The 16,809-nt window shown below is 49.0% G+C and carries 15 protein-coding genes, 1 tRNA gene and 1 pseudogene; 7 read left to right on the top strand and 10 right to left on the bottom strand.

The genetic code is table 11. From position 1 onward, the window contains the following. Positions 1-317: 317 nt before the first annotated feature. The 3 genes from PSH97_RS16610 to PSH97_RS16600 form a co-directional block, all read right to left on the bottom strand. On the bottom strand, positions 318-650 hold the full coding sequence (locus PSH97_RS16610) for a hypothetical protein (RefSeq protein ID WP_305445857.1): 333 nt from the start codon (positions 648-650) through the stop codon (positions 318-320). A gap of 388 nt (positions 651-1,038) precedes the next feature. After that, a complete protein-coding gene (locus PSH97_RS16605; protein ID WP_305445856.1) occupies positions 1,039-2,472 on the bottom strand; it encodes a hypothetical protein in 1,434 nt (477 codons plus the stop codon). A 251-nt stretch (positions 2,473-2,723) separates the two neighbouring features. Continuing rightward, positions 2,724-3,176: a hypothetical protein gene (locus PSH97_RS16600; RefSeq protein WP_305445855.1), complete on the bottom strand. Its 453-nt coding sequence runs from the start codon at positions 3,174-3,176 to the stop codon at positions 2,724-2,726. Positions 3,177-3,589: 413 nt separating this feature from the next. On the opposite strand from PSH97_RS16600, the gene PSH97_RS16595 reads away from it, so the two are divergent. Then, positions 3,590-4,453: an OST-HTH/LOTUS domain-containing protein gene (locus tag PSH97_RS16595; RefSeq protein WP_305445854.1), complete on the top strand. Its 864-nt coding sequence runs from the start codon at positions 3,590-3,592 to the stop codon at positions 4,451-4,453. Positions 4,454-4,785: 332 nt separating this feature from the next. Here the strand turns inward: PSH97_RS16595 and PSH97_RS16590 are convergent, their stop codons facing one another. Further along, complete coding sequence (locus PSH97_RS16590) at positions 4,786-5,604, bottom strand: hypothetical protein (RefSeq protein ID WP_305445853.1); 819 nt, start codon at positions 5,602-5,604, stop codon at positions 4,786-4,788. Between the two features lie 395 nt (positions 5,605-5,999). On the opposite strand from PSH97_RS16590, the gene PSH97_RS16585 reads away from it, so the two are divergent. After that, entirely contained in the window at positions 6,000-6,803 is an 804-nt protein-coding gene (locus PSH97_RS16585; protein ID WP_305445852.1) for a hypothetical protein, read from the top strand. A gap of 353 nt (positions 6,804-7,156) precedes the next feature. Here the strand turns inward: PSH97_RS16585 and PSH97_RS16580 are convergent, their stop codons facing one another. Then, complete coding sequence (locus PSH97_RS16580) at positions 7,157-7,651, bottom strand: hypothetical protein (protein WP_305445851.1); 495 nt, start codon at positions 7,649-7,651, stop codon at positions 7,157-7,159. A gap of 231 nt (positions 7,652-7,882) precedes the next feature. On the opposite strand from PSH97_RS16580, the gene PSH97_RS16575 reads away from it, so the two are divergent. From PSH97_RS16575 to PSH97_RS16565, 3 genes are all read left to right on the top strand, one after another. After that, entirely contained in the window at positions 7,883-8,125 is a 243-nt protein-coding gene (locus PSH97_RS16575) for a hypothetical protein (protein ID WP_305445850.1), read from the top strand. Positions 8,126-8,207: 82 nt separating this feature from the next. Next, positions 8,208-8,636 (top strand): HEPN family nuclease, encoded by a 429-nt coding sequence (locus PSH97_RS16570; RefSeq protein ID WP_305445849.1) that lies wholly within the window; start codon positions 8,208-8,210, stop codon positions 8,634-8,636. A 452-nt stretch (positions 8,637-9,088) separates the two neighbouring features. Further along, a complete protein-coding gene (locus PSH97_RS16565; RefSeq protein WP_305445848.1) occupies positions 9,089-10,180 on the top strand; it encodes an MrcB family domain-containing protein in 1,092 nt (363 codons plus the stop codon). Between the two features lie 151 nt (positions 10,181-10,331). Here the strand turns inward: PSH97_RS16565 and PSH97_RS16560 are convergent, their stop codons facing one another. From PSH97_RS16560 to PSH97_RS16545, 4 genes and pseudogenes are all read right to left on the bottom strand, one after another. After that, positions 10,332-11,558 carry a Shedu immune nuclease family protein gene (locus PSH97_RS16560; RefSeq protein WP_305445847.1) on the bottom strand — a complete coding sequence of 409 codons (1,227 nt, stop codon included), beginning with the start codon at positions 11,556-11,558 and terminating at the stop codon, positions 10,332-10,334. A gap of 227 nt (positions 11,559-11,785) precedes the next feature. Then, positions 11,786-11,905 (bottom strand): annotated as a pseudogene (locus PSH97_RS16555) (lysis protein); the annotation flags it as partial. Between the two features lie 131 nt (positions 11,906-12,036). Then, positions 12,037-12,399, bottom strand: a complete 363-nt coding sequence (locus tag PSH97_RS16550) for a DUF6173 family protein (RefSeq protein WP_305445846.1) — start codon at positions 12,397-12,399, stop codon at positions 12,037-12,039. A 98-nt stretch (positions 12,400-12,497) separates the two neighbouring features. Beyond that, positions 12,498-13,100 (bottom strand): hypothetical protein, encoded by a 603-nt coding sequence (locus PSH97_RS16545; RefSeq protein WP_305445845.1) that lies wholly within the window; start codon positions 13,098-13,100, stop codon positions 12,498-12,500. A 235-nt stretch (positions 13,101-13,335) separates the two neighbouring features. On the opposite strand from PSH97_RS16545, the gene PSH97_RS16540 reads away from it, so the two are divergent. After that, the gene (locus PSH97_RS16540) at positions 13,336-15,621 is read left to right on the top strand and encodes a KAP family P-loop NTPase fold protein (protein WP_305445844.1); all 2,286 of its coding nucleotides are present in this window, start codon (positions 13,336-13,338) and stop codon (positions 15,619-15,621) included. A 302-nt stretch (positions 15,622-15,923) separates the two neighbouring features. On the opposite strand, the gene PSH97_RS16535 is transcribed toward PSH97_RS16540, so the two are convergent. After that, positions 15,924-16,011 (bottom strand) — tRNA-Ser (locus tag PSH97_RS16535). A 124-nt stretch (positions 16,012-16,135) separates the two neighbouring features. Between PSH97_RS16535 and PSH97_RS16530 the strand changes: the two genes are divergently transcribed. Continuing rightward, a complete protein-coding gene (locus PSH97_RS16530; RefSeq protein WP_007898177.1) occupies positions 16,136-16,807 on the top strand; it encodes a Bax inhibitor-1/YccA family protein in 672 nt (223 codons plus the stop codon). Positions 16,808-16,809 lie beyond the last annotated feature (2 nt).

Genomic DNA, 16,809 nt, shown 5'->3' with positions numbered 1-16,809 from the left:
TCCCGCCGCCGATGCTGTCCGAGTGCGAAGCCGAGTCAAGGTAAGCGAACGAGACTGCGTATAACGATAGCGTTATGGTGAATCCAACCTAGATAAGATTCAGGTCATTACGACAGAATAGTCGTTTTACTCACGTGCATAACACTCTGCTCCAGGTGCGGTCCGGCCAGAGCGGAGAAGCTGCGGAACGCGATGGTTAGGTATTGTCGCGCGCACAATTTTGAAAAAAAGAATTAGCAGCAGAAACGGCAAAGACGGTGATACACCAAGTAAGCGGACGCGCAACGCCGAGCGACAAACGGGGTCTGAGGCTCTATTCACTTCTTAGGCTTGCATGTGATGTTGCCGGTGGAGCCTGAGCACTCAAGCTGCACGCTATCTCCTTTTTCTTTGTAGTTGCGAAGAGTAATCCCCACAGTTGGCGCCTCCTCGCGTGGAGCGACTGTGGAGTATGGAGCGCTAGAGGCAGTGCTAGCGTTCTGCGTGGCCTTCTCATTCGCACTCGGCAGGAGAAGGACGATGAGCACAAAGGCAGCGGCGCCGCCGAGAGCGGTCAGAACTTTATTTCGAGCTCCCTCCACGACCGAGAAAACAATATACGTGACGAAGGGCACTAGACAGATCAAAAAAAGGTTTACGATCACAATCATCAAAACTTCCTTTTAGCGTAATTGCGTGAGTGTAGGACGGTATCCCTGCAGATGGGATAGAACCCATTCAGTACATTGTGGCTCAAAAGTCCTGGGGTATGTGGCGACTCATTCGGGCCTGACGGCAAAGAACCTGCCACGCCTGGCCGGCTACTGCTGTTGACGCCAACGCCAAATTGACCCACGTGCTGGCGCAAAACTAACCCACCTCCATACCGGTACAAATCCAGTAAAGGTAATGGTCGCGAGAAATCAGACCAGGCCAGTGATATCTCGGCAACTGGGTCAATTCGACGTCGGCTCCAACACCCAATCCATCATCAGGAAACGGGAGAGCCTCTAGGGGTGCCGATGGGTTAGAAAAATCGGCACTGATTTAGAGATGCTCCTAAGCCTCAGAGGGAAGCTTGACCTGGCGATACTCAAGTGGAAGATTCAATTTTCCCGTAAGGTATCTTAGATATCTCTCGTCCTCAGGGCTCAGTGCTGTCCGACCAACCGCAACCAGCCTAACCGCTTTTTCTGGTAGCTCATTCCAGTAGTACGCGTACTCGAGTAGTTGACCAATCGCCAAGCGCAAAACCCTACGGGTGCAGAAATCTGACTTAACCTCGAAGAGGATGTTCTCCATTTCCGTTGTTACGGTGACATCTACAAAATTTTCTTCGAAGACGATATTCGCCCCAGGGTATTCAATCCTCAGTTCCTCATGCAGGGCGGCCTGCATTATCCCATGCTCTGGCGAGCACTCCCGTCCCGAGCCGCCGCTCCTGAAATAGCTATCTTGAATGGGAGGAAGATTCTGTCCTTTCCGAGCCGGGCGGCGTGTATTCACCGTTTCTGGCAGGGAGGCCTCGTGATTAAGCTCAATGAGCTGATAACGGTTGTAGTGCAGCACGGGGTCCCCAGCCTCGGCTAATGTGTTTGGCGGATACCACTCAACATCTTCTGGGCGAAAACGAACATTCAACACGTAAGGGGCCCATTCACCGTTCCCCAAGCCACTTCTATCACCATCTACAGCGTCTATTTCCTCCAGCATGCGGTCATACCACCCAACGCGCTTGTAGTGATCCAAGGCCGCAATGCCTTGAGCTTCATCTAGGAACTCGATATGGCAAATACGGGCCACATAGCGGCGCCCATCAGGAGTAAGGGTGTAGAGCACAACATCACCTGCACGCTCACCACGTGCGAGCCGTGACTCCCAGCCCTTGTTTACTCCTTGAAGAAAGCCATACTGCCAGCCTCCAATTTGCCATTCGAATCGAAAAAGCCACTCCTCATGGCCATAGCCGTGCTGTGAGGAAAAGGTATTCGATGCTTCGGCTGCACTCCTGGTGGGGTACTGCCAATTGGAGTCATTTTGACAGATGCGGGTGATATAGCTCGTTACTGTCCTTGTCGCCGATTTGGGGCTAATAGAGTTCACGTTGCCAGCTTCTACTTCAGCTCGGATAGTGGCGACTGCTGACGCCAATCTATGGGGGACACCGAAAAACTCTCTCCAGACGAGTTCGCACCCTTTGCCCCCATTGGGAAGCCCCTGAAGACTCGCATCTATGTGAGAAGGATCGAAATGGCTGAAGTTGGCAAGCTTCATTACAACAGCGTATGGACTACGGAAATTTTGGGGCATAGGCCGCCCCATTAGCGTTCCCATTCGTCTCAGGAAATCAGATAGCTCCACAACATCTGGGTGATCTTCTGAAAGTGATTCTCGCGGGTGATCCAAGAAAAGATCGAGAGCCAATATCAACTCGTTCCGCGACCACGATGGGCTCCGGTTATTTTTGGTTTGTTTCGCTGGGGTTCTGTCCATGATGGTGGCTCATTTGTTTTCGGCGAGTAGGTTGAGCTGAGCTTAGCGAAACCCAACGCCCCCGCCGGCTCAATCTCCAGCATCAACTCCGTCCCCTCATTTTTCACGCAGCCTGGATCGATTGCCGCTTGTCGTGAGAGGTAGCATTCAACTCTTTGCAGGCATCCATAGCATTCAGGTCAAGGGATGGATTTAGCCCGTCCCAAGTGAGGTAAGCGACCGGCACGAACCCTTTGCAAGAGCGCAGCGCCTCAATCCTGGATGATTACAACACTTATTGATGAGTTGTCCGCCGAATTAACCTTAAATTGGAAATTTTGAAATCCGATCACTTTGGACTCATTCAAATCGTATTTTACTGACTGAAAAAATGCTGGCGCAGCAAGGCCGCTTCTATACTCACGGTAACCAATCTCAATTGTACTTCCGGATTTTCCAGAATAAACAAGCTCTTTTTTTATGAAGTTGGATGAGTAGACGTCATCAACTTTCCATCCGTCTGGCGAATTTAGTACACCGACCCAGCGCTTTACTTTTGTAATCGTTCCTGTTTGAGCCTCGATGAATGGCATTCCCACACTCGCAGTGACGGTGCTCCCAATTGAGTATGTTTTATATGGCTTGCTCTCCAGTATCGTAGAGGAACAGCCGCTTATGATGCTTATGGCGAGCATATAAGTAATTATTTTGAGAGTTGGGTTCATGGTACTTTCCTTTTTTATATAACGTTCCTTGTCGTTCTGTAAGCCCTTGTCTAGTTGGGAGGGGGTGTCGCAGCAAGCGCGGCATAGCCCAACGAGAAAAGTGACATGGATGACGGCAAGCTCAACTGCGACAATGATTCAGCGTAGCAGGTCGATGCTACCGATTTGCCACTAATCTGTTCACCGACTGCTTTTGGCCGATTTCTGCCTGTCGCGACGGGCTGCAAACGACCCAAAGCTGTCCCTCGCCTGCGGCAGCTATCGTCTGATTCTTTTGAAAAAGTCCGAGCGGATTGACTCAACCTACACTGAGCTTGATATGTGTCCGATTTACGCGTTGCAAGCCTTCCTGGCAGGGCAAGCGTATTGCAGTGAACGCTCCAGCCCTACCACTTATGCCTGAGTCGTTAATCATGGATGAAATCACTACCATGCCCTCGGATGATGTACCTGCTATTCAACATATAGTGCAGCGCAAACTCGGACGCTGTCTGTTGCGCTTGCAACAATACGAACGGCAGCTGAAAGCCATTGTCGCGCATTGCGAACTGACCGGTCCTGCAGATCGGCTGTCTATCATCCGTGAGCAGAAGGTCGCATGTGCACAGAACAAGACGATGGGCACGTTGATGGGGATGTTGACCGGAAGCTTTCTGACCCCGCCGCTCCCAAATGAAGAAGAGTCACAGATGGAAGCCGATGTTGGTGACCAGATCTGGCTCAGGCATCGATACCAGTTGGAAATGACAGCCGAGCATTATGAGGCAATGAAGGCCGACCTCAAGGAGTTGGTTGACCTGCGCAATAAACTGGTTCACCACTTCATTGAGCATTTCGATCTCTGGTCTGAATCAGGTTGCCAGGCGGCGGATGGTTTTCTGGAGGAAAGCTACAAAACCATCAATCGGCATTGTCTGAATCTGCAATGTTGGGCCAAAACCATGATTGAGGCACAAGCTAAAATGGCTTCGTTTATACAGAGCCAAACATTTGAAGATGTGTTCGACGGTATCCGGGTGGATGGTTCAGTCGATTGGCCTGGTAGTAGGATATGCCGCTGTTTACGTGAAGCAGAAACCAAGCTTGCCGAAGGTGGCTGGACTCGACTGGAAGCATCCATTTGCTGGATTGGTGGTACCTATCCAGAGCAGACACCCAACCGCTACGGTTGCAACAGCTGGAGGCATGTCCTGCACGAATCACGGCAGTTCGAAATACGAAAATCCCAAGCTGATAATGAACGTACTGCCGTCTGGTATCGCAGCAAGGTCAGTTGAATGGGAAACTGAATCGTCTCTCCTTTTGTAAGCGCGCTGAGTGACTGCTTATGGCCGATTTCTGCCTGTCACGAGGGGCAGAAATCGGCCATAAGCAGTCGGTCAATGTAAGAGCTGACGTGGGCAATAAATGGCCTTGAAACTTTAGGGGGGCTGATGAATAGATTGTTTCTCTGAGTGATGAAAAATTGTGCTGATGCTTCAACGCCTAAAGTTTGAGGTATCTAGCAATTAAATAGCAAGACACCATATGGGGAGGGGCTTTCAGTTGGTTAACATTAAAACTCCTCCCAAAAAATCAGAAATTGATCGCCCCGTTAGTAATAATCAGCTTACGCCTGAGTGCTGTTAAGTAATTTCTCTAGCTCTTCACGCCTCTGCTTTGCATTAAGCCTTTCCAGCTTCTGACTCAGTATGAACTCAATGGCCAGCCTCAACATCGGAAACAACTTTAGGCACTCTTCTTCTGAACGGCCGTGGAGCCCTTGAGAAAGAAATCCGTATAATCTCGGGTGCTGCACCAAATCAGATGGCAGGAAGTCTTCTAGAGTCGCTACCTTATTTGCCATTTTAAGTGTAGGATACGCTTCCCCATGAGTAGACATCCACACTTCATCTTTTCTGGCCTCTTGATAAGCTTCTTCTACCAAGTGCTCGAAAATCTTCCGAAGATAAACTATAGAGCCAGCACCTACGCCATGAGAGAAAAGACCTAAAGCTTTAGTGTAACCTTTCTGATGCTCCTCATTTAAAACCTTACGATAATTCTTTAGTTCTTGTTTTGCAGCGTCAGCGGCGGATGGGTACTGACCTATCTTTGTCACTCCATCCTTTTCGTGAATCCTGAAAACATAACATGCAATGTGCTGCTTTACCCGAGAGCATTTAGCTTCAATTACGCAAATAAAAGGCTTTTGAATTTTGGCGTGGAAATCTTCGCGAACGGCCGAAATAGGAGGGTATTCAGCGACGAACAAACTTCTATCCTTGCACTCCACACAATAAGTATCAATTGAACCTGTAAATTTACTTAGATCTAACACCTTGTCAAAGCTAGCATCGTTCCACTTGTAAGGCTCATACATAGCCACAGATAAGAAAAACTCACTAGGCGTTGGGAAATCATTGTCTGACACTTGATCCTGCTCCATGGTATGTGGTCATGAAAGCATTTTGCCACAAGCCAACGATGCTTTCCTACAGGCAAAGAAAAGCTCCAGCTTGTGAGGCCACGGTGTATCGTGCAGCATCAAGCGGCATCGTGCTGTACCGCTCTTAACGTGCTTTCAAGGACGGCCATAGCCCCGAGTGAACTGCATACTATGCCTATCAAAAGGCAATTACACTGGAACACTGAATTGTCCCTAATTTCCAGGACGCCTTCGACTGGTCCCTTTTGGCTGTTAGCCGTCCTCAGCGAAAGGCAGCTATGGGTCGATTGCATCCACATGTCAAGTAGAGACGGATGCTACTGAAGTATTAGATTTTTTTAGTTTTAAATTATATAGTTAAGGCATCCAAATAATGCGCGAATTTCGAGGCCTATATGCTGGAAAATGATGAATTAATGGAGGAACGATTTGTTGCATTTATTGATATTCTTGGCTTCAAGGAAATAATCAAAGGCATAGAAGAGCGCAACTCAAAAGATGACCTGATTTTTAGGAAGATAAGGTCAGTTTTAAACTTCATGGCTGAAGAGGTTTATGAGTCAAACTATGCTGCAGACCTTCCAGTATACGAAGAAACGGAAGACGGACTGATAGAAAGAGAGCTTGGAGATCCAAGGCTAACATACATTTCCGACTGCATAATAATATCAGCCCAGCCAACCATGGATGGTTTCAAAGGGTTGTCAAGGAAAATTCATAAAATAACCGCCGACTTAGCTTCCGATGGCATATTTTGCAGGGGGGCTATTACTAAAGGGAAGTTATTTCACAAGGAACGGGTGATTTTTGGTAGCTCATATATTCGAGCCTTCACGCTTGAGGAGGAACTTGCAGTTTTTCCCAGGGTAATCATAGATCCAGAAATTATAAATTTCTTTTCCCTAAAAGAAGGGCAAATGCCTTTAGCTCCTGCTTTTTATGGGCTCGATATAGACGGCTTTTATTATCAGCGCTATTGGACATGGTTTTTATATCCGCCGCATGCTGGTGCGTATGATTCATATTTATACCGAGTGCGTGGACACATTGACGAAAATCTTGACAAGTTCAAAGATTCACCTCGCGTCTTAGAAAAGTATGAATGGCTTGATCGAGAGTTCAATAGCCTCATTTCTTGGTGGCAAGAGCTTGGACTTATGGAGTTAACGGAGCATGATAAAGTACTAATGCGAGAATGAGTCGCATCTCAGACTTGTTAGGAAACCTCCGCTGGTCCTAACGACCCATCTATCGTAAGGCGGCTATGGGTCGATTTCAGCCCTTCGCGACAGGCAGAAATCGGCCAAAAGCAGCCCTTCAGGGTGACTACGGAGTCGGGGCAACTCAGCTAAAGCAATAAAATTTTCCTTATACCATTTTCGTACCAGTACTATTTGCTAGGAGCCTTAATTTGCTGCTCAATCAGACGAAGCCTGACAACCTAACAACTAGAAACGGAAGGACCCAGTCTGGACTAGAAAATACTATCTCACTCGTCCTAATCGCACTTTTACTCATAACCCGACTTATAAAATCACGAGTGACGCAAATATTATTTGGTGGGGGCTATACAGCGAAAACCGGATTCGCCATACACCATAAACTTACATCGTTTCCACTTCTCAGTCTCCGATTCGCCATCATTGCAATCTTTTCGCTGAGGGTACTGGGTGCATTGCCTTAATTTTTGGTGCTGACCTCTAGGAGTAGGGTCCACCTCCGGATCGAGGGCTCGCCGTGTATCGGCCGCGGCCGCGGCGGCGTATATTTCCTTGCTACGTATTCTAGCCGCCGCAGCCTGCTCCTTGTATGTAGATATTTCCTCATAAATAACATTTATTTCTTCCGACATATCCACTGGCAACTTGCCTGCCTGCATAGCCCTAACTAATCCCGCCCAGTCTCGCTGTTCGATTCCAGGGTACTTTGCTTTTAGCGAATTATAACTTTCACGCCTTATCTGTGGGAGCATTTTTTCTAATCTTTGAGCCTTCTCATACACTGCTCTTCCTTCTTTTCTTAAGTTGTCTATTTTTTCTAGTAACATCTCAAGCACCTCTCACGCTGCGTCTGATTTTTTTATTAAGCACCAATGCCTTTTTGATATTAGCTCAAATCATACGACGCACTGGATTGATATCCATCGAGCAAAGATTTCCTGCAACTCAGCTGCAGGGCACGGGCTTTACCCCTAGCGCACTGATGTCCAGCCTCCGTCAATCGACTCGCTCGGTGAATTCCTCAGCTGCTACGCTTTCCTATGCACTGAGGAATCGCAATGCCAAATTCTGACCTACTCACCTCCCTGCTCATCAAGATCAACGAAAATCAACTTGCTCTAGAAGTTGCCATCATGGAGCTGACGAACTGGGTCGAGCAGCGGGGAGCCGCAGATGTCGCCGAAAACGTGCGTAGTGCCCTGGAGGTGATCGACCGCAACGAAGAACTCATCAAGATGACAATCGCGGTGATGATGACACCGGATTGCCTGCTATCGGCCAAAAGCGGGCAGATCGTATAAGTCAGGAGAGGAATGATGTCGGACTTCGATGGCGTTAGCTTCGCCCTAGCCAAAAACGCCACGAGACGAGGGAGGAAACTGCATGAGCTACTTCAACAATTTTGAACAACTCTTCATGCGGAGAAGTCTGGAGCTTATTGATACATACCAAGGCGAGTATGAAACCACACAGCTTCTGAATGCGTTCATCGGACTTCTGTTTTTTCCAAACGAAAGAATGCCTGATCTCATTCCTGAGAAAACTCTTCAGGACATAGAAGCTTGGGGCTTTAGCCAAAACTGCATAATCAATGCAGGTGCACACAAAGTACCACAAGAAATAAATTTGCGGGAGTTAGTAAGACGACTAAGAAACTCCGTCGCACACTGCAGAGTTGACCCTTTTCCAAATGATCACCGATCATGTGAAGGGTTTTGTTTCATGGATAGAAACGGCTTTGAGGCAAAGATACCAACAGATCAAATTAAAAACCTGATGAGAGGGCTGCTTGCTCATCTACTGGAGCAATAAAATGTAACAATTGGCTCAACTTGTTCGCTTAGTCCACCGACTGCTTATGGCCGATTTCTGCCTGTCACGAGGGGCAGAAATCGGCCGATTCTGTTGAAAAAGTCGGTCTGCCCAAACTGCCTGATCATTGACTGGTGAAAACGCCTTTTTTGCACGCTGCTCCGTGAAATCCGAGTCCGGAAGCCTCTGCCAACGGTAAAGATATCAATCTCGGACGCGTACTTTTCTGATGCGCAAACCATGGCCGACTTTTTCAACAGAATCGGCCAGAAGCTGACACTCAGCCGAGCAAAAGCTACGCCGGTTCAGTATGCGCGTAACAATAGAGTGATCTGCTAGCGATAAATTGATAACTTCCAGTCCACCTGACGCGAAACCCACTGAGCTAGACGACAGTGCTCACGCGTTTCGCATTTGAAAGCAGATTGCATAGAGAAACTTGGAGCCGCTTAGTGGAAAGCACGTTGGGAAAAATTTGCGGATTGCAGCCCAAGTACTCATCAACCAACACACACGAAATGCAAGAGCGGGGATATCTTATTCGGTCAGTGCTTGCGGGGGAGTTACGCTCCCGTTTACCAGCTCTACAGAAGGCATTTGATAGTGTCTTTGATGATCTTGCTGTCGAGGGCTCGGATGGTATCGGGCGAAAGACAGAAGCCCCGTGGGTACGCATCTTTTCTAGAGCAATGTCCCCTAACCCGCGTGAAGGGTTCTATCTGGTAATTCACTTTGCAGCTAACGGTTCTGCTGTTTTCATCACAGTAGGGTGTGGGAGCACGATCTGGCGCGGGGGCGATCTCCAGCCGGTATCTAATGATGAACTTTGTAAACGAACCTCATGGGCTCGTTTCGTCGTTCAGCAAAAATGGAAGACGCTCAGCCCTTTTGATGATGAAATTGTCCTGGGTGCGAAAGCGCCACTCCCACGAACATTCGAGAAAGCCACGGCATTCGCTAAGCGTATCGCAGTCTCAGACTTACCGACCATCGATTTTGACCTTCTATTATTTAGAGCTGCAGAACGCCTCAGCGAAATTTATCTTGCTCAGATTGAGCAACGAGACGTATCTCCAGGCGACCAAGACGCTGGGGAAATTGCCATAATTGCCAAGCCTCTGAGAAGTACAGCAGGAAAGCAAGGGCGAGGGCTGACAGCAACGGAACGGCAGGTAGTTGAACTTCAAGCTATGGCACTGGCGATACAATATCTGGCTGCAAAGGGCTTTGAGTCGCGGGATACTTCAGCAACGAACTCATTTGATATTCTTGCCAAGAAAGCCGGTGAGGAGCTTATGGTCGAGGTGAAGGGCACGACCAGTGATCTCTGTGATTCGGTACTGATGACAAAAAACGAAGTTAATCTCCATCGAGAACATAAGGGATCAACAGGCCTACTTATCGTCTCAAAAATTAGACTCTCTCGTGATAATAACGAACCAATAGCTACTGGTGGCGAAGTTGAGGCTCTACTCTACTGGGATATTGATGAGTGGATTTCGGAACCAATAGCGTTTCAGGTATCGCGAAAGGCCAGCTACTAGGCCGATCTTATCCTAATCACTTCCCAACAAACACGAACGTACCTCGGTCAACATGGGAAATGCTGTGACTGCTCTGGGCCGGTTTCTGCCGGTCAAGACCGTCAAAAGCCGGCCAAGAGTAGTCATTGAAAAATCGCACTTGAGCGACCCTTCAGCAGCCAAGGGCAGCAATGGTGTTATTGAGCCGTCGCAGCAGATCATCGTATGTGATGATGTCCATCATGTTTGCATACTTGCGTTTTATTATCTCGAAGTCCAACAACTGGCTCCCTGTCATATTGGCACCGCCGATTTGATCGCGTCCGACGATGATAATCGCCTTGGGATTGGAAATCCGAATCCTCATGCCCGGCGGTAGTTCAGTGGTGTATTTTTTGGTGAGGGTCTCTTCGCCTTTGATACCCCATTTCGATAAGTGGAACAGATATTTCTCGGCCTGCATAATGCTACCGCTCAACTCTGAGGTCGGGATACTATTACCACGATACTGGCTCTTGCGAAGAATCTTGTCATCGAAGGGCTTTTTGACTTCGATGACGTCAAGATTTCCATTGGCATCAACCAAGGCAATGTCGATAAAACGATCAGTTTTTTTGCTGGGATTACTGTAGTAGTCGTGGATAGTGACGTTCTCGAGAACCATGATATATTTTGGGAACAAAAGGAGGAGGAAGGACAGCATCAGCTTCTGCCAGTCACCCTCGGACCAATTTTTCTTGGTCGCCAAGGAGTCCTTTATGAGGTCTCGAATCAAAATGTATTTCTCGATTTCCAGCTTTTTCAATAAATCCAAATCGATTTTTCTGGTACTGGTGAGAGACTTGTTTCTGTTGAGATAGTTCTCATAGCGGCCCCGTGCATCCCTCATACCATCCAGGTACTGAGAAAGTATTGTTTGAACACGAGCATCGGCGTAGCGGTTGAGTTCATAGGTGTTCGGGAATTTTTTGAGCAACTCCTCAAATACGTCTCTCGGTATTGCGTCGGGGTGTGTGCCTCCTATCACAATGGAATCGGAGTGATCTAGCAATTCTGATAAACGAAGAAAGATCGAGATATTGCGCTCAGCAACAAAGAGCGACCGCCTGAGTGTTACATCACGACTTATGAGCAAGTCGTTTTTGATCTCGAGGATCCGTGCAGGAACCCTCACATAGTCATTTTCGAATGTTCCGAATCGAAACTGATACTTATAATCCTCAAAACTTTGGTTGCCGGAGGGAGGATTTAGCAAGTCTGAAGTTTTGAACAAAAATATTCGAGATATCCGCGCTTTGTTGTTGGTCGTCAATTCATCCCAGACCCATTTGTCATTGGCTCCCAGATCCCCTTCGTATTCAAGATCGACACCTGTAGCTGTAACCTGAAATTCAAGCATGCTTCCCTCGATGCAAAAAATCAACGCCTCTACTTATAGCAGGTGATATCAGTGTATACATACTGAATGCCCCTAGTTTGATAGACACAGTTGAGCGGCTGCTTTTGGCGAATTCTGCCGTTCGCGATAGGCAGAAAACGGCCAGAGGCGGTCGCTCGTTATCGGTAGTTTTAACTCCTCGGCGGCCTGACACCTCAGACATAAACAATCATATGAGCATATGGGGTTTACTCGGATTGAGCAGGCGCTAGAGCTTTGACATAGTCTTGGCACGCCTGCAACGCAATCAGTCCATCGTCACCGTCGTCGGTGATGCCGACAATTCGTTGGGCATGCGCTGGGGCAAGGCTATCAGACAGCTCCAGCGCGGCCGTACCCCAAGCGCGCATCCGGTAAAAACGAATCGAGCTGATTACCAAAGAAAAAAGCTTCCATTTCGCCTCGCTCAGCGCCACAGTTGGTTAGAAGGGCCTTTCAATCATTTATCCCAGATGAAACCAACCCGGAAGGGCTTTTCCTGAAGTTTTGGAACCGCAACCAGCAAGAAGCTCAACTGTGACACATGTTGAACGAGCTGCAGTTGGCTGCCAGTGCTATCGACACCGGTAAAAGTAATCAGAAATGGCGCTTTGTAGCCGATGTTTTGAACGTGAATTTGAATCGACTGGCCAAATGTTACAAGTCTGGCACCTACCTCGTGATCATCGTCTAGGCTGGATTCAAAACCTGTGACGTATTCGTGCAAGCCCTTGAATACAGCGATGACTGGGTTATCCCTATCAAATTGCTGTTTGTTTATTGCTCTGTTCATCTCGGCTATGAGCGGAGTTCTGACTTCCATCTGCTGATTTCTCCATTAGTCCGCGCAATGCGGAAAATGACGATATACCCCAACCCCAAAAAAACTTCCACCATGCAGTTGGGCGGTTTGATTGTTCTTTACATAAACCCGGAGCCTCTTACTGGAGCCCCGAGAGTGACACCGTCCCATAGAGGGTGATGAAACTCAGGCCCGCTGGCTCCAAGATCTGAAATATCATGACATATTTGATATCGTGAGCCGTCAGCCGAAATCAACTCAATGCTAACTAGTTCATAAGCATTAAAGGCATAGTCAAAATCACTTGGCAGCTTAAATTCAACGGGATGATTTACATCAATTGGCAGAATCTGCCCCGGATCGAGTAGGCAGGAATTTATCTCAGCATCGTATAAAATCGTGAACGAATGACTTGACCGCAGATGCCCACGCTTGTCAGGTCCTCTGAGAATCTCGACAGATTTTACATATAGTGCCTGTTTGCCGGTATTGCTTAAGGTGTATCTGAGGTGCCGTGTCGCAGGACTAACAAGACGATCCTTAGGTGTATCGTAAATATTATCTCCAAATTGCAATAAAACTGACTCAGGTGTAAATGTTCTTTCGAGAAGGATCAACATCGCGCTGGAAGGTTTGTGTAGTTGAGAAAAATACAACGCTGCGAATGAAACGAGCAATGCCCCGCCTGAAAGAGCCAACGTCATTAAGTCTTTCGCTTCCATCTATCAGCTCCATCTGCACCCCCGCTATCACACCCGATTCCAAACCAAATTGCCAGCACGATCACGGAGGGCAGCGCCTGACTGGAGAAATCCTTGTTGTCGACCCACCAAATATGAGAGAAAACGTACATTCATGAGGTAGGTGGTTCGTATCTCGTTCTAGCTCAGCAGGCTTGCACAAAGCGAAGCAAGAGCATCAGCGCGTAAGAGTTACAGATACATCAAGGAGAGAGTCGTGAAATGGATTAGGAAGCTTTTTGGTATGGGCACTCAAGGCTCAACAGCCTCGTCGGATACTCCTGCAGAGGAGCTGGTTGGTCATGATCGAAAAAGCGACGAGGATGGCGATCAGTACTTCTCGGACGAGCCCATCACCTCAAAACATCAAGATAGGTTCGGGCGAGCGCCTTACGCAGCGCGTATTGCTGAGACGATCGCCAGGCGCCGCGATCCCTCAAGCATCGTCATCGGCCTGTTTGGCCCATGGGGAGATGGAAAAACTTCAGTTCTCAAGATGATGGAGGAGTCGCTAGATCAGCACGGACAGGTCGTTACAATACGATTCAATCCTTGGCACTTTCCTTCCGAAGACGCGCTTTTGCGCGGTTTTTTTGCGACCCTGGCTGAGGCCTTGGGCAAAGAGCCAGCGTTCAAAGAAAAAGCGGCTGCGCTGCTTGAGTCCTACGGAGGGATCCTGTCTGTCATCTCAGTCGCTCTGCCGGGTGTAGAGATCAATCCAGGGGAAGCTGCTAAGCAGATCGGAGAGTCATTATCCAAAGTCAGTCTCGATAAGCTTAAGGATCAAATTGACGCTCTTCTGGGCCAAAGCGGGAAAAGATTGGTCATCCTTATCGACGACATTGACCGGCTGGACAGACAAGAAACCCATGCCATTTTCAAGCTGGTAAAGCTCTCGGCAAGCTTCAAGTACACCTGCTACGTTCTGGCTTTCGATGACGAGGTAGTCGCTGCTGCATTGGGTGAGCGTTACGGCGCCGGTGGACAAGAAGCAGGGCGCGCGTTTCTCGAAAAAATCATTCAGGTACCTTTACATTTACCACCTGCTGATCAAATGAGTCTGCGAGACATCGCTTTCGAGGGCGTCGAACATGCTCTCAATCAAGCAGGGATTGTCCTTGACCAGCGTCAGATCGACGTATTCTCTCGCCATTTTGTAGACGGGCTTGAGCCGAAGCTTGAAACTCCACGAGTGGCCAAGCTGTACACAAACGCACTGATGTTTGCACTTCCACTCGTCAAGGGGGAGGTCAACATCGCTGAGTTCATGCTTGTTGAAGGACTCAGGGTGTTGTACCCGAAGCTTCATGCCGCAATTCGCGACAACGCAGATTTGTTTTTAAAAGGGGAGCCCCGTGAAGCTTTGCGAGGTTTGGAAAATTCTCCGTCCGCCGTTGATCGACTCCTTGAAACCGCAATGCCGGGTTCTGCCTCAGAAGAGCGAGGCCGGGTGCGAGAGCGACTCTTGAAACCTCTTTTTCCGCGAATTAGCAACATGATGTACGGGGGAGATTGGGAGGAGAGGTGGGCGAGAGAGCGAAGAATCTGTTCGAGCCGGTATTTCAAACGCTACTTCGTTTACGGGGTGCCTGAAGGAGACATATCGGATAATCATTTAACAAACTTGGTAGATGCCCTCGTCACAGCAGATGCCGATTCGCAGCGTAGTCTGTTGAGCACGTATTCCAAGCTCGTCATGCCGCAATTGATCCAAGTACTTCGAAATCGAGCGGACTCTCTGGATGAAGTCTCGGCGTTAGCGATCGCAATCGCCGTCGCGAGGAACGGAGATCTTCTTCCGCGCGAACGCGGAGCGTTCGTAATGGGCGGCACGATGATGTACGCCGGTATGCTGATTTCTCAACTTATCAGGCGTATCCCCTTATCAGACAGGCAGTCAGCTGCTGAGGCAGTACTTGGAGCGGCGCATCCATTGGCAATGGGGATGGAGTGCGTTCGTTGGCTCACACACTCAAAGGACAGACCAGAAGAGCGTCGAGTTCTTCCTGATGGAGCGGACGACGTTCTTTACCATCTGTTCGCTGTTCGCATCCGTGACGCGAACGAAGTTGAACCGTTGTTCATGCAGGCAGGAAGAGACGCACCAAATCTTTACTGGTACTGGCAGCACGGAAGAAATCGAGAAGAGATCGAAGAGGGCTTGCGTGAGCTTTTTGATAAAGACCCAGCGAAGCTGGATGACTTCCTCGACACCTACATTGGAGAAGGATGGGAAGTGGAAAGCGGCCTGCCGGTTAGGTCTGACCTAAGGCGCGAGACCTACAACAGTATCGCGTCAATAATTTCACCGGACTACGTTTTCGATAACCTCCGTACCCGTTACGGTGCCGAGCTGGACGACCCTCAGTACTATCAGGATGGAGAGCTAGCGAGGATAACGGCCCACCAGTTCGCCTCTATACATCTTACGGTTGTCGCTGAACAGCTTCCTCAGCCCGCGGATGCCGACGGATCAGGCAGTGACCCTGAGCAATTTGAGTGATGGCGATCAGGACGTTTCTCTAAAGAGAAACTGGCTCGACGCTTTTCACGGTTTGAATCATCCCTAGTTTGTTAGATAGGCTGAATGACCGCTCTTGGCCCGAAAGCTGCTTATCGCACAACATCAAACGCATCCTTCACGTTTTGATCGAGCTATTTGATTTGGGCGGGAGGAGGGGGCGGAGAGGTAGGGTTGCGGAAATGGCCGAAAAGATGCGGAAACGATCCAGAAGCGCTGCGACAGAAGCTGCGTACCCAGAAACGACAAAGCCCTGAAAAATCAGGGCTTTGTCGTACATAAGATGGCGGAGGCGATGGGATTCGAACTCATGGACCTGTTACAGTCGACGGTTTTCAAGACCGTTGCCTTAAACCACTCGGCCACACCTCCGTTTGCGTTGCGGGCGCCATAATACCTGAATGAAACACACTGTCAAACTCTCTGCATGGCTTGTTACAGAGCGTCTGTTATGATCTTTGCGACTGAACGTTTCAAACCCAACAGGAGTGTCGCCATGCGCGAACAGGATTACGCAGTTAATAACAGCGTGCAGGCTGAGCAGCTAGAGGTTAGCCGCGTCCTGCGCAACACTTACGGCTTACTCGCCCTCACCCTCGCATTCAGCGGCGTGATGGCGTTTGTCGCGCAGCAGATGCGTGTCGGCTACCCGAATATCTTCGTGGTGCTGATCGGCTTCTACGGTCTTTTCTTTCTCACCAACAAACTCCGTGATTCGGCGTGGGGCCTGGTTTCTGCGTTCGCGCTGACCGGCTTCATGGGTTTCCTGCTCGGCCCGATTCTCAACCGTTATCTGGGTATGCAGGGCGGCGCGGAAGTAGTCAGCTCGGCCTTCGCGATGACCGCGCTGGTGTTCGGCGGCCTGTCGGCTTATGTGCTGATCACCCGTAAGGACATGAGCTTCCTCGGTGGTTTCATCACGGCCGGTTTCTTTGTGCTATTGGGCGCGACTCTGGCGAGCCTGTTCTTCCAGATCAGCGGTCTGCAACTGGCGATCAGCGCAGGTTTCGTGCTGTTCTCCTCTGTGTGCATTCTGTTCCAGACCAGCGCCATCATTCACGGTGGCGAGCGCAACTACATCATGGCGACCATCAGCCTGTATGTATCGATCTACAACCTGTTCGTCAGCTTGCTGCAACTGTTCGGCATCATGAGCCGCGATGATTGATC

Source organism: Pseudomonas cucumis, from assembly GCF_030687935.1.
Classification (GTDB): Bacteria; Pseudomonadota; Gammaproteobacteria; order Pseudomonadales; family Pseudomonadaceae; genus Aquipseudomonas; species Aquipseudomonas cucumis.
Note: the sequence above shows the minus strand (reverse complement) of the source record. Positions and strands in the feature narration are given on the sequence as shown.

Excerpts from the sequence above, each read along its gene's own strand:
- PSH97_RS16610 (WP_305445857.1), bottom strand. The coding sequence starts at position 650 with ATGATTGTGATCGTAAACCTTTTTTTGATCTGTCTAGTGCCCTTCGTC.
- PSH97_RS16605 (WP_305445856.1), bottom strand. The coding sequence starts at position 2,472 with ATGGACAGAACCCCAGCGAAACAAACCAAAAATAACCGGAGCCCATCG.
- PSH97_RS16600 (WP_305445855.1), bottom strand. The coding sequence starts at position 3,176 with ATGAACCCAACTCTCAAAATAATTACTTATATGCTCGCCATAAGCATC.
- PSH97_RS16595 (WP_305445854.1), top strand. The coding sequence starts at position 3,590 with ATGGATGAAATCACTACCATGCCCTCGGATGATGTACCTGCTATTCAA.
- PSH97_RS16590 (WP_305445853.1), bottom strand. The coding sequence starts at position 5,604 with ATGGAGCAGGATCAAGTGTCAGACAATGATTTCCCAACGCCTAGTGAG.
- PSH97_RS16585 (WP_305445852.1), top strand. The coding sequence starts at position 6,000 with ATGCTGGAAAATGATGAATTAATGGAGGAACGATTTGTTGCATTTATT.
- PSH97_RS16580 (WP_305445851.1), bottom strand. The coding sequence starts at position 7,651 with ATGTTACTAGAAAAAATAGACAACTTAAGAAAAGAAGGAAGAGCAGTG.
- PSH97_RS16575 (WP_305445850.1), top strand. The coding sequence starts at position 7,883 with ATGCCAAATTCTGACCTACTCACCTCCCTGCTCATCAAGATCAACGAA.
- PSH97_RS16570 (WP_305445849.1), top strand. The coding sequence starts at position 8,208 with ATGAGCTACTTCAACAATTTTGAACAACTCTTCATGCGGAGAAGTCTG.
- PSH97_RS16560 (WP_305445847.1), bottom strand. The coding sequence starts at position 11,558 with ATGCTTGAATTTCAGGTTACAGCTACAGGTGTCGATCTTGAATACGAA.
- PSH97_RS16550 (WP_305445846.1), bottom strand. The coding sequence starts at position 12,399 with ATGGAAGTCAGAACTCCGCTCATAGCCGAGATGAACAGAGCAATAAAC.
- PSH97_RS16545 (WP_305445845.1), bottom strand. The coding sequence starts at position 13,100 with ATGGAAGCGAAAGACTTAATGACGTTGGCTCTTTCAGGCGGGGCATTG.
- PSH97_RS16530 (WP_007898177.1), top strand. The coding sequence starts at position 16,136 with ATGCGCGAACAGGATTACGCAGTTAATAACAGCGTGCAGGCTGAGCAG.